Genomic DNA, 13,320 nt, shown 5'->3' on the forward strand with positions numbered 1-13,320 from the left:
GAGGAGGACCAGGAGTGCCATGGACCAGCAGCCAGTTCAGCGTGCCGCATGTCGCATGTCGCACCGGCCACCTCTCATGTTGCGCGCGGGGCGGACGCCTTCCGGTGTGACCTGCGGGTCGCAGAGGCTCGACACCCGCTCTGTCGCGGGCCGCTGACTGTCCGTACGCTGACAAGTCAAGGAACTTCAGGCGTGATCGACGGGGGGACCGTCATGTCCTGGGATCATCAAGGTGCTCGTGACGGCTTCGTCGTACCGCCGATGCCGACCGCGCCACCGCCCGCTCCCGCCAGCCCCTGGCGGGCCCTCGCGGTGGCGTTGCTGAACCTCAGCGGGCTCGGGCTCGGATATGCCGTGGTGCGCCGCTGGTGGCTCATGGCCGTGTGCTGGGCCGCCACCGCGATCCTGCTCCTGGTGGCCCTGCCGGCAGACCCCGACGGGGTCCCCGGTACCGCGCTCGTGCTGTACCTGGCCTTCCTGGCACTGGCCGCCGCGCACGGCGCGTCCGTGGGCCTGCGGACCCGGACCGCGTTGCTGCCGAGCGCCTTGATCGCGGCCGTGCTCGGCGTCGTCCTGCTGGCCGTGCCCGCCGCGGGAGTCGTCCTGTACGACGGCGCTCGCGACGAGGCCACGGAGCGGATGCTCCTCGACCGGCTCGACCGGGCCGACAGACTGGTCACGCAATCCGGGAAGCAGGACTTCGCGACGGGCGAGGCAGGCTATCGCCGCGCTCTGACCGCCTACGCCGCGCTCGGCGAGGACCACCCGGGTTCACGCGCGGCCCGGCGTGTGCCCGACCGGCTCAAGACGTACTACGAAACCGTCGCCACCCCGTACGCGCGCAAGGACTACTGCTCCGCCGTACCGCCCCTGAAATACCTGCGTACGGTGCCGCGCACGATGGACAGGAAGGACCTGGGAGACCTCGCCGGCTGGCCCGACGACCGGCTGGCCACGTCGCTCTACGAATGCGCGGCGGCTTCTCTGAGCGGCGGAGACGAGGGCTGGACCGCGCAGTTCGGCGAGCTTCTGTCCACCTTCCCCAGGTCCGCACAGGCCGGGAAGGTCGAGCCGGCCGTGAAGAGCGCGGTCGACGCGGCGGTCAAGTCGGTGGGCGGCGACGACCCCTGTTCCGCCGTGCAGCGGCTCGGCGGCCTCGACACCAAGGTCCGCGGACTGCCCGGGGAGCAGGCCGGTGTGGCCGACGCCCTCGGCAAGGACGCCGACCGGGCCTCGCTGAGCGCGCGTTCGGGCACGTACGCCTGCGGCGTGGACCAGTACAAGGACGGGAAGTTCAGTGACGCCGTCACCACCATGAACGACTTCGCCAAGAACAACCCGCACCACAAGAACCGGGCGCGTGCCCAGAAGATAGCCATCGCCGCCGAGGTCGCGCAGACGGTGCCCGCGGCCGGCAAGCGTCTGCCGACCACGGCATCCGGCGGCAGCATCGCCGTCACGGTCAAGAACGACAGTCCCGACGACATCACGGTCCTGTACACGGGACCGGTGACCGGCAGCTTCACCCTCAAGGCCTGCGGGAGCTGCACCTCGTACCCGCTCGGCAGCACGCTGGGCATCGGCTTCAAACCGTGCAGCAACAGCGGCAGACACTACCCGCAGCGGACCATCCAACTGCCCGTCGGTACCACCTACTTCGTGCACAAGTCCCGCAGCGGCACCGGGAAGTCCCCGGCCTCGGACACGGCCAAACTGTCACCCGGCTATGTCTACACGGAGTGCGCGTACACGACGGGCCTCGGCTACTGAGGCGGCGGTGGGGCGCCCGATCCGGGACCGGGCGCCCGCCGTCGCCGCAGGCCATGCCCCGCGGGCCACACCTCACAGGCCTCCGAGCGGCGGTGTGTGGAGCGTGTAACCCCCCGTGATCGGGCGGTGTGACAGCCGCGTAATGGGTCCTTCGTAGCGTCGGTGGAGAAAGGTACCGATCACACGGAGGGCCGCTCGTGACCACGACCACCCAGCAGGTGCGGACGGTCTGCTCGTACTGCGGTGTCGGCTGCGGGATGGTCCTCGACATCGGGACGGGCCCCGACGGACGGCGTACGGTCCTGAAGGCGTCCGGTGACAAGGCGCACCCCGCCAACTTCGGGCGTCTGTGCACCAAGGGCGCGACCACGGCCGACATGCTCGCCGCCCCGGGACGGCTGGCCTCGGCCCTGGTGCGGGCCGAACGGGGCGCGGAGGCCGAGCCCGCCCCGGTGGACACCGCGATCGCCGAGACGGCCCGGCGGCTCCGGGCGGTGATCGACGAACACGGCCCGGACGCCTTCGCGTTGTACGTCTCCGGGCAGATGAGCCTGGAGGCCCAGTATCTGGCGAACAAGCTGGCCAAGGGCTTCGTCGGGACCAACCAGATCGAGTCGAACTCCCGGCTGTGCATGGCCAGTGCGGGCACCGGATACAAGCTGTCGCTGGGAGCGGACGGCCCGCCCGGCTCGTACCAGGACTTCGAGCACGCCGACGTCTTCCTCGTGATCGGCTCCAACATGGCCGACTGCCATCCCATCCTCTTCCTGCGGATGATGGAACGGGTCAAGTCGGGCGCGGCCAAGCTGATCGTCGTCGACCCCCGGCGCACCGCGACCGCCGACAAGGCGGACCTGTTCCTGCCGGTCCGGCCCGGCACCGACCTCGCACTGCTCAACGGGCTGCTGCACCTGCTGTACGAGAACGGGCACACCGACCCCGCGTTCATCGCCGCGCACACCGAGGGGTGGGAGGCGATGCCGGAGTTCCTGGCGGACTACCCGCCCGCCACGGTCGCCGGCATCACGGGCGTCCCGGAGGACCACCTCCGTGAGGCGGCCCGGCTCATCGGCGAAGCCGGCCGGTGGATGAGCTGCTGGACCATGGGCCTCAACCAGTCCACGCACGGCACCTGGAACACGAACGCCCTGGTCAATCTGCATCTGGCGACAGGGGCGATATGCCGGCCCGGCAGCGGTCCGTTCTCGCTGACCGGCCAGCCCAACGCCATGGGTGGCCGGGAGATGGGGTACATGGGTCCGGGACTGCCAGGCCAGCGGTCGGTTCTCGTCGAGGAGGACCGTGCCTTCGTCGAGGACCTGTGGGAGCTGGCCCCCGGCACGCTGCGCGAGGACGGGGTCGGCCGGGGCACGGTCGAGATGTTCCGCCGGATGGCCGACGGGGAGATCAAGGCCTGCTGGATCATCTGCACGAACCCGGTCGCCTCCGTGGCCAACCGCAGGACGGTGATCGAGGGCCTGGAGCGCGCCGAGTTCGTCGTCGTCCAGGACGTGTTCGCCGAGACGGAGACCAACGCGTACGCGGATGTCGTCCTGCCGGGAGCGCTGTGGACCGAGACCGAGGGCGTCCTCGTCAACAGCGAGCGCAACGTGACCCTCGCGCGGCCCGCGGTGGAGCCGCCCGGGGAGGCGATGGCGGACTGGCGGATCATCGCCGCCGTCGCCCGGGCGATGGGCTACGAGCGTGGCTTCTCGTACGCCGGCGCGGAAGAGGTCTTCGAGGAGATCAAGCGCGCCCACAACCCGAAGACCGGGTACGACCTGCGGGGCGTCAGCTACGACCGGCTGCGGACCACTCCGGTGCAGTGGCCGTCGGCGCGCGAGGACGGGCCCGACCGCAACCCGATCCGCTACGTGGACGAGCACGGCGGGGGTCCCGTGTTCCCGACGGCGAGCGGGCGAGCGGTGTTCCACGCCCGCCCGCACCTCCCTCCCGCCGAGCTGCCGGACGACGACTACCCGTACGTCCTGAACACCGGCCGGGTGCAGCACCAGTGGCACACCCTCACCAAGACGGGCAGGGTCGCCAAGCTCAACAGGCTCAATCCCGGGCCCTTCGTGGAACTGCACCCCGACGACGCCGCCGCGCTCGGTGTCGCCGACGGCGACTCGGTGGAGGTCGCCTCCCGGCGCGGCCGGGCGGTGCTGCCCGCGGTGGTGACCGACCGGGTCCGGCCGGGCTGCTGTTTCGCGCCCTTCCACTGGAACGACCTGTTCGGTGAGTATCTGAGCGTCAACGCCGTGACCAACGACGCCGTCGACCCGCTCTCCTTCCAGCCGGAGTTCAAGGTATGCGCGGTGTCCCTGACGAAGGTGGCGGCCGCGGTGTCCGTGGCGGCACCCGGTACGGCCGGGACAGGGGTGGGGACGGCGGCAGGGGCAGGAGTGGTAGCAGGGGCGGGGGTGGTGGCGGGGTCCGGACCGGGGGTCGGGATCGGGTCCGGGGTCGGGATCGGTTCGAGGGTCGGGTCCGGAGTCGGAGTCGGGGTCGGGGTCGACTTCGGAGTCGGGGTCGGATTCACGTCCGGCTCTCCGGCCGAGGCGGGGTCCGTCGCCTCCGTGGCCGCCTTGTCCGCAGTGCCCGCCACGACGGCCGGCCCTCGCGCGGATGCCGCGGGTGCCGCGCGCGTCTTCGGGCTCGCACCCGCTCCGCCACCGGTCCTCGCCGAGCACGAGCGCCAGTACCTGATCGGCTTCCTCTCCGGGATCGAACCCGGCGCCCCGGGCGTTCCGGTGCTGCCGCCGGGCGCGCCCTTCAGCGCCGAGCACGCCCTGTGGGTGAACGGTGTGCTCGGCGGTATGTACTCCCGGGCCGCTCCGGGAACGCCGCCCCCGGCTCCGGCACAGTCCGGTCCCGTCCGGGAGGTCGTCGTCCTGTGGGCCTCGCAGACCGGCAACGCCGAGGAGTTCGCCACGGCCGCCGCCGACCGGCTCACCACCACCGGTCACAAGGCCACTCTGGTCGGCATGCACGACGCCCACCCGGGGGAGCTGCCCGCCGGAGCCGACGTCCTCCTGATCACCAGCACCTTCGGCGACGGTGACGCCCCCGACAACGGCTCCGGGTTCTGGGACGCCCTGGCCGCACCCGACACACCCCGCCTGGACGGCCTGCGCTACGCGGTCCTCGCGTTCGGCGACTCCGCGTACGACGACTTCTGCGGCCACGGCCGACGTCTCGACCAGCGCCTCGGCGAACTCGGCGCCGTACAGCTCGCCCCGCGCACCGACTGCGAACCCGACTACGCGCCCTCGGCCACGGCCTGGCTCGACCAGGTCCTCGCCTCCCTGACCGACGGCACCGAAGCGGCCGCACCGCGTCCGCCCGCTCCCCCGGCACCACCATCCGCCGCGCCGCCGAAGCGGCCGGCCCCCGTCACCGCCCGCCTGGCCGGAAACCAGCTGCTCAGTCTGCCCGGAGCGGGCAAGGAGGTCCGCCGCTTCACCTTCGACACCTGCGACAGCGAGACCCCGCTCGTCTACCGGGCCGGCGACGCTCTCGGCGTACGCCCCGTCAACTCCCCGGAGCTCGTCGCGGAATGGCTGGCCACCACCGGCCTCGCGCCGGACGGCGCCGTGCGCCTGGAAGGAAGCGGGGAGGTCCCCTTCCACGAGGCCCTGCTGCGGCATCTGGACATCGCCCGGATCACTCCCGCACTGCTGCGCTTCGTCGCCGAACGCACCCACGACCGGGTGCTGAAGAAGCTCCTGCGCCCCGACAACAAGGACGAACTGGCCCGGTGGTCCTGGGGCCGCCAAGCGGTCGACGTCATCGCCGCACACCCGGTCCGGGCCGACGCCCAGGAGTGGGCCGAGGTGCTCAAGCCGCTCCAGCCCCGGCTGTACTCCATCTCCTCCAGCCCGTTGACCGACCCCGGACTCGTCTCGCTGACGGTCTCCGTCGTCCGCTACGAGAACCCCGCCGGACGACCGCGCCAGGGCGTCTGCTCGCCCTTCCTCGCCGACGCCGCCCTCGGCACACCGGTACCGGTGTTCGTCCAGTCGTCCCCGAGGTTCCGGCCACCGGCCGACCCGGCCGCCCCCATGGTGATGGTGGGCCCCGGCACCGGGATCGCGCCCTTCATCGGGTTCCTGCACGAGCGGCGCTCCCTCGGCCACGGCGCGCCCAACTGGCTGTTCTTCGGCGAGCAGCACCGGGCCACCGACTTCTACTACGAGGACGAGCTGGCCGCGTTCGTCGCCGACGGCACCCTCGACCGCCTGGACACGGCCTTCTCCCGCGACCAGCGGGCCAAGGTCTACGTCCAGGACCGGATGCGCGAGCACGGTCCCCTGCTGTGGTCCTGGCTGCGGGAGGGAGCGCACTTCTATGTGTGCGGCGACGCCTCCCGCATGGCCAAGGACGTCGACCAGGCCCTGCGGGACATCGCCGTCACCCACGGCGGCCACAGCGCGGAAGGCGCCGCCGCGTTCGTCAAACAACTCGCGGCCGAGAAGCGGTACGTCCGCGACGTGTACTGACAGGGGCGGGCGGCTGCTCCCGGCTCAGGGCGCGAGTCCGCCGTTCGGGGTGAAACCGAGGTCGACGGGTGTCGTGGGCGGACCGTCCCGTCGTACGCCGGCCAGCACTTGCGGAAGCCGGGGCGGCCACAACGGCTCCGCCGGGTCCGACAGGTCCGTCGGCGACCACCATCTGCCGCCGAGAATGCCTTCCGCCGCCTGGAACGCCCCCAATTCGCTTCCCGGCAGCCTGCGCGGCCCGTACGCGAGGAAGATGTGCTCGTACTGCCGCACGGGGACCCCGGCGCGGGTGAAGTCGTGTTCCCAGAAGCACAGCGCCGTACCGCCGGGTTCGATGTCCGTCCAGCCGGTCTCCTCCCGCACCTCGCGCAAGGCCGCCTGGTGCGGGGTCTCCCCCGGGTCCAGGCCGCCGCCGGGCAGAGCCCAGTGGACACCGACCTCGTCGTTGTCGTACCGGAACATGAAGACGGCGCCTTCCGGGTCCAGCACCGCGACTCTGGCTGCCTGCCTGGGTATCCGCATCGGTCCACCCTGACAGAGAGATCTGGATCACCAAAACCGAGAGGTCAAGGTCACAGGCTCGGCCTCTGCTGTCGCACTAGCACTCTGACCTAGCATCCGAGCATGACAGTCCTGCCCAATGACGGGCTCGCGCTGGCCGCCGAGTTCCCTTCCGCGACCCATGACCAGTGGCAGCTCCTGGTAGAAGGCGTGCTGCGCAAATCGGGCAAGGAGGCCTCGGGCCCGGCAGCCGAAGACGCGCTGTCCACACAGCTCGAGGACGGGCTCGCCACCAGGCCCCTCTACACGGCGCGCGACTCGGCCGCCGACGCCGGTTTCCCCGGCTTCGCCCCCTTCGTCCGGGGAAGCAGGCCCGAGGGCAACACCGCGGGCGGCTGGGACGTACGGCAGCGGCACACGGCGGCGGACAACGCCCTGGTCCTCGGTGACCTGGAGAACGGCGTCACCTCGCTGTGGCTCACGGTCGGCGAGGGCGGCATTCCGGTCACCTCGCTCGAAGCGGTCCTGGACGGGGTGTACCTCGATCTGGCGCCCGTCGTCCTCGACGCGGGAGGCGATGTCGAAGCGGCGGCCGAGGAGTTGCTGCGGCTGTACGCGGCACGAGGCGTCGCACCGGGCGCCGTACGCGGCAGCCTCGGCGCGGACCCGCTCGGCCACGAGGCCCGTACGGGCACGGCGATGGACTTCGCCACGGTCGTCCCGCTCGCGCTGCGGTGCGCCGACGAATACCCGGGGCTGCGGGCGCTGACCGTCGACGCGCTTCCGTACCACGAGGCCGGCGGTTCGGCCGCGCAGGAGCTGGGTGCCTCGCTGGCGACCGGTGTCACCTATCTGCGCGAGCTGACCGAAGCCGGGCTGTCCGTCGAACAGGCCTGTGCGCAGCTGGAGTTCCGGTACTCCGCGACCGCCGACCAGTTCATGACGATCGCCAAGCTGCGGGCGGCGCGCAGGCTGTGGGCGCGGGTCGCCGAGGTGTGCGGGGCGCCGGGCGCGGGTGCGCAGGCGCAGCACGCCGTGACCTCGCCGGTGATGATGTCGTGCCGCGACCCGTGGGTGAACATGCTGCGCGCGACCATCGCGACGCTCGCGGCCGGAGTGGGCGGCGCCGACTCCGTCACCGTCCTGCCCTTCGACCACGCTCTCGGGCTGCCGGACGCGTTCGCGCGGCGTATCGCCCGGAACACCTCGACCATCCTCATCGAGGAGTCGCACCTGTCCCGGGTGATCGACCCGGCGGGCGGCTCCTGGTACGTGGAGAAGCTGACGGACGAACTCGCCCACGCGGGCTGGGAGTTCTTCCAGGGCATCGAGCGGGACGGCGGCCAGGCCGCGGTCCTGCGCTCGGGCCGCCTCGGCCAGGACCTCGCGGACACCTGGGCGGCCCGTTCGGTCAAGCTCGCCAAGCGGCGCGAACCCATCACCGGCGTCAGCGAGTTCCCGCACCTGGCGGAGCGCCCGGTGGAGCGACTGCCCGCTCCCGAGGGGCCGTCCGGCGGTCTGCCGCGGGTACGGCGCGACGAGGCGTACGAGGAGCTGCGGGCCCGCTCCGACGCGCACCTCGCCGCCACCGGGGCCCGCCCCCGGATCTACCTGGCCGCGATCGGCCCCGCCGCCGCGCACACCGCACGGTCGACGTTCGTCGCGAACCTGTTCCAGGCCGGCGGCATCGAGCCGGTCACGGAGGGCTCGTTCGAGGACAGCGGCGCCACCGAGGCCGTCCTGTGCTCCAGCGACGCGCTGTACGAGGAGCAGGCCGTGAGCACGGCCGAAGCCCTCAGAGCGGCGGGCGCCCGGCATGTCTTCCTGGCCGGCCGGCCCGCGCAGTACAGCAGCGTCGACTCCTACGTCTTCGCGGGCTGCGACGCCGTCGCCGTCCTCTCCGCCACCCTCGACCGCATGGGAGTGTCCTGATGGGAATCCCCGACTTCTCCGGAATCGACCTGGGGACGCCCACCACCGAAGGCGGCGCCGACGAGTGGAAGGCCGCCGCCGGGAAGGCCACGGGCGCCGGCGACGCGTTCTGGGAGACCCCGGAGGGCATCGCGGTCAAGCCGCTGTACACCGGCCGTGACACGGAAGGCCTGGACTTCCTGGACACGTACCCGGGTGTGGCGCCGTATCTGCGCGGTCCGTACCCGACGATGTACGTCAACCAGCCCTGGACGATCCGCCAGTACGCGGGCTTCTCCACCGCCCAGGAGTCCAACGCCTTCTACCGCCGCAACCTCGCCGCGGGCCAGAAGGGCCTGTCGATCGCCTTCGACCTGCCCACGCACCGGGGTTACGACAGCGACCATCCCCGGGTGACGGGCGATGTCGGCATGGCGGGTGTGGCCATCGACTCCATCTACGACATGCGGCAGCTCTTCGACGGCATCCCGCTGGACAAGATGACCGTGTCGATGACGATGAACGGCGCCGTGCTGCCCGTTCTCGCGCTGTACATCGTGGCGGCGGAGGAACAGGGCGTACCGCCCGAGAAGCTGGCCGGAACCATTCAGAACGACATTCTGAAGGAGTTCATGGTCCGCAACACCTACATCTATCCGCCGAAGCCGTCAATGCGGATCATCTCCGACATCTTCGCTTACACCTCGCAGCGGATGCCGCGCTACAACTCCATCTCCATCTCCGGGTACCACATCCAGGAGGCGGGCGCGACGGCCGACCTCGAGCTGGCGTACACCCTCGCGGACGGTGTGGAGTACATCAGGGCGGGCCGCGAGGCGGGCCTGGACGTGGACGCGTTCGCGCCGCGGCTCTCGTTCTTCTGGGCGATCGGCATGAACTTCTTCATGGAGATCGCCAAGATGCGGGCGGCGCGCCTGCTGTGGGCGAAGATGGTCCGCCAGTTCGACCCGAAGAACGCCAAGTCCCTTTCCCTGCGCACCCATTCACAGACGTCGGGCTGGTCGCTGACGGCGCAGGACGTGTTCAACAACGTGACGCGTACGTGTGTGGAGGCCATGGCCGCCACCCAGGGCCACACCCAGTCGCTGCACACCAACGCGCTGGACGAGGCGCTCGCCCTGCCCACCGACTTCTCCGCTCGGATCGCCCGCAACACGCAGCTACTGATCCAGCAGGAGTCCGGTACGACCCGGGTCATCGACCCGTGGGGCGGCAGCGCCTACCTGGAGAAGCTGACGTACGACCTCGCCCGGCGTGCCTGGCAGCACATCGAGGAGGTCGAGGCGGCCGGCGGCATGGCGCAGGCCATCGACGCCGGTATCCCCAAGCTCCGGATCGAGGAGGCGGCGGCCCGCACCCAGGCCCGCATCGACTCGGGCCGCCAGCCGGTCATCGGGGTCAACAAGTACCGCGTGGAGTCCGACGAGCAGATCGACGTGCTCAAGGTCGACAACTCCTCCGTGCGCGCGCAGCAGATCGAGAAGCTGCGCCGGCTGCGGGCCGAGCGGGACGAGCGGGCGTGCCAGGACTCCCTGGAGGACCTGACGCGGGCGGCCGGCGGTGAGGGCAACCTGCTGGAGCTCGCGGTACGCGCGGCCCGCGCGAAGGCCACCGTCGGTGAGATCTCCGACGCCCTGGAGAAGGTGTACGGGCGCCACTCGGGCCAGATCCGTACGATCTCCGGGGTGTACCGCAACGAGGCAGGGGAGTCCCCGTCCGTGGACCGCACCCGCACACTGGTGGACGCGTTCGAGGAGGCCGAGGGCCGGCGCCCGCGCATCCTGGTGGCCAAGATGGGCCAGGACGGTCACGACCGCGGCCAGAAGGTGATCGCGACCGCCTTCGCCGACCTCGGCTTCGACGTCGACGTCGGCCCGCTGTTCCAGACGCCGGGCGAGGTGGCCCGGCAGGCGGTCGAGGCGGACGTGCACATCGTGGGCGTCTCGTCGCTGGCCGCCGGACACCTCACCCTCGTACCGGCGCTGCGCGAGGAGCTCGCGACGGAGGGGCGTGAGGACATCATGATCGTGGTCGGCGGGGTGATCCCGCCGCAGGACGTACCGACGCTGCTGGAGATGGGCGCGGCGGCGGTCTTCCCGCCCGGGACGGTGATCCCGGACGCGGCGTACGACCTCGTCGAGCGGCTCTCTGCCGACCTCGGGCACGACCTGTGATCGAACTCGACACCTATGTCAAGGGTGTTCTCGACGGAAAGCGGGCGCTGGTCGCCCGCGCCATCACGCTCGTCGAGTCCACCCGGCCCCAGCACCGGGCGCTGGCGCAGGAGTTGCTGACCGAACTGCTGCCGTACAGCGGGAAGGCGCGGCGGATCGGCGTCAGCGGGGTGCCGGGCGTGGGCAAGTCGACGTTCATCGACGCGTTCGGCACGATGCTGACCTCGCTCGGGTACCGGGTCGCGGTGCTCGCCGTCGACCCGTCCTCCACCCGTACCGGCGGCTCGATCCTCGGGGACAAGACCCGTATGGAGCGCCTCGCCGTGGACCCGGCCGCGTTCATCCGCCCCTCCCCCACCGCCGGCACGCTCGGCGGGGTGGCGAAGGCGACCCGCGAGTCGATCGTGGTGATGGAGGCGGCCGGCTACGACGTGGTGCTGGTGGAGACGGTCGGCGTCGGCCAGTCGGAGACCGCGGTCGCGAACATGGTCGACTCCTTCCTGCTGTTGACGCTGGCCCGCACCGGGGACCAGTTGCAGGGCATCAAGAAGGGCGTCCTGGAGCTGGCCGACGTGATCGCCGTGAACAAGGCGGACGGCCCGCACGCGCGTGACGCCCAGTCCGCCGCGCGTGAACTGGCGGGCGCCCTGCGGCTGATGCACGGCAGGGACACGGCCTGGACGCCGCCGGTACTCAGTTGCAGCGCCCGCGAGGTGGCCGGCCTGGACACCGTCTGGGACCGTCTGGAACAGCACCGCACACTGCTCGACTCGACCGGCCGGCTCGCGGAGAAGCGCCGTGACCAGCAGGTGGACTGGACCTGGAACATGGTCCGGGACGAACTTCTCGGCCGCCTGAACGCGGACCGCGCGGTACGGGCCGTCGCCCCGGACCTCGAACGGCAGGTACGCGAGGGCGGGTTGACCGCCACGCTGGCGGCGGAACGCATTCTCGAGGTCTTCGGCGGCGAAAGCCGCTGAGCCGAACGGGGTGGTGGCGGGGCAGGTCGGAGCCCGGCCACCACCCATAGGCACATCGACGGCCGGCACCACCCATGGGCATGTCGACGGCCGACCACCCCTCATCGGCATGTCGACGGCCGGCCACCCCCCATCGGCACGTTGACGGCCGGCCACGCCACCGGCACTCGCCCCGCGCGCCTCTGGCCGCACGCCTCTGGCCGCACGTCATGAACACCCGGCGCCCCGCCGCCGTACATCGTGGAACCGGAAGTGATCCGGTGCGCCCACGGCTCCTTCGCCCTTCGCCCTCCCCCATGGGGGCGTTGCGCCCGGAGCGGCGGTCGCCGCTGCGCGAGGTGGAGACGATGCCGAGACTCAGAGCGGAAGTACCGCGGCGCGGTACGTCAATATTCATGCCGCGCATGTTCAGGACGCGTTCAGGTTGGTCTTGTCAAGGTTCGACAGAGATCAAATCCCCCATATCCCCCCACACCGCCGGAGTACCATTCGATGACGACGCCCGTGATGAAAAAGCTGCCGGAAGTGACTCTGGCGTTCTGGGTCATGAAGATCGCCGCGACGACCCTGGGTGAGACCGCGGGCGACCTCTTCGCCCAGACCCTCAAGCTCGGCTACTTCGTGACCACGATCGCGCTTTTCCTGCTCTTCGTGGTGACACTGGTCGTCCAGCTCAGGTCACGCAGGTACAACCCGTTCTTCTACTGGACGGTGATCCTGTCCACCAGCATGGCCGGCACCACGATGTCCGACTTCATGAACCGCGACGCCAGCGACAAGTACCTCTCGGGCGGCGCCACATCGCTCGGCTGGGGCCCTCAGGGCCTCGGTCTCGGCTACCCCGAGGGCGCCGCCATCCTGGTCTCGCTCCTCCTCGCGATCTTCCTCGCCTGGAAACTGAGCGGAATGACGTTCCAGATCCGGGACATCGTCACCTTCCGTGGTGAGTCGCTGTTCTGGTCGGCGATCCTCGTCTCCAACACGCTCGGCACGTCGATGGGCGACTTCCTCTCCGACAGCTCCGGCCTCGGCTACCTGGGCGGGGCGCTGCTCGTCACGGGACTGCTGGCAGTGCTCGTCGCGCTGATGAAGGTTCCGTCGGTGTCGAACGTCCTGCTGTTCTGGATCGCCTTCGTCCTCACCCGCCCGCTCGGCGCCACGGCCGGCGACTTTCTCACCAAGCCGCTCGCCAAGGGGGGACTCGACCTCGGTACCGCGGGCTCGTCGGCCGTGCTGCTCATCGTTCTGTTCGGCCTCATGGCATACGCCCACGTCAAGGAGCGCCGCGCGTCCGAGCCCGGCCCGGAGGCGCAAGCGGTCCGAGTGGAGGCCGACAGCCGGTGAGCCCGGCCCGGCAACTTCAGGGCAACCCGGGCGACTTCCGCCGTTCCTGACGGGTGATCCACCCGTCACCGAAGCAGTCGCCCCATGGCACCGGGTGTCCCCCCGGTACGCGAGAGG

The 13,320-nt window shown here is 71.0% G+C and carries 7 protein-coding genes; 6 read left to right on the plus strand and 1 reads right to left on the minus strand.

The features are described from left to right. The first annotated feature begins 213 nt into the window (after positions 1-213). On the plus strand, positions 214-1,770 hold the full coding sequence (locus ABZV42_RS04130) for a hypothetical protein (RefSeq protein ID WP_356050912.1): 1,557 nt from the start codon (positions 214-216) through the stop codon (positions 1,768-1,770). Between the two features lie 197 nt (positions 1,771-1,967). Next, entirely contained in the window at positions 1,968-6,272 is a 4,305-nt protein-coding gene (locus tag ABZV42_RS04135) for a bifunctional nitrate reductase/sulfite reductase flavoprotein subunit alpha (RefSeq protein WP_356050872.1), read from the plus strand. A 24-nt stretch (positions 6,273-6,296) separates the two neighbouring features. Here the strand turns inward: ABZV42_RS04135 and ABZV42_RS04140 are convergent, their stop codons facing one another. Then, a complete protein-coding gene (locus ABZV42_RS04140; RefSeq protein ID WP_355979766.1) occupies positions 6,297-6,794 on the minus strand; it encodes an NUDIX domain-containing protein in 498 nt (165 codons plus the stop codon). Between the two features lie 102 nt (positions 6,795-6,896). Here ABZV42_RS04140 and ABZV42_RS04145 point away from each other — a divergent pair, with 102 nt between their 5' ends. From ABZV42_RS04145 to ABZV42_RS04160, 4 genes are all read left to right on the plus strand, one after another. After that, complete coding sequence (locus tag ABZV42_RS04145; protein ID WP_355979769.1) at positions 6,897-8,705, plus strand: methylmalonyl-CoA mutase family protein; 1,809 nt, start codon at positions 6,897-6,899, stop codon at positions 8,703-8,705. Further along, positions 8,705-10,879, plus strand: a complete 2,175-nt coding sequence (gene scpA, locus ABZV42_RS04150; protein ID WP_356050873.1) for a methylmalonyl-CoA mutase — start codon at positions 8,705-8,707, stop codon at positions 10,877-10,879. The genes ABZV42_RS04145 and scpA overlap by 1 nt, the downstream gene beginning before the upstream one ends. Then, complete coding sequence (gene meaB, locus ABZV42_RS04155) at positions 10,876-11,859, plus strand: methylmalonyl Co-A mutase-associated GTPase MeaB (protein ID WP_356050874.1); 984 nt, start codon at positions 10,876-10,878, stop codon at positions 11,857-11,859. Before scpA ends, meaB begins: the two co-directional genes overlap by 4 nt. Before the next feature lie 492 nt (positions 11,860-12,351). Next, entirely contained in the window at positions 12,352-13,203 is an 852-nt protein-coding gene (locus ABZV42_RS04160; protein WP_355979778.1) for a hypothetical protein, read from the plus strand. Positions 13,204-13,320: the final 117 nt, after the last annotated feature.

The sequence above is a fragment of the Streptomyces sp. NPDC005281 genome, from assembly GCF_040607495.1.
In the GTDB taxonomy this organism is placed as follows: Bacteria; Actinomycetota; Actinomycetes; order Streptomycetales; family Streptomycetaceae; genus Streptomyces.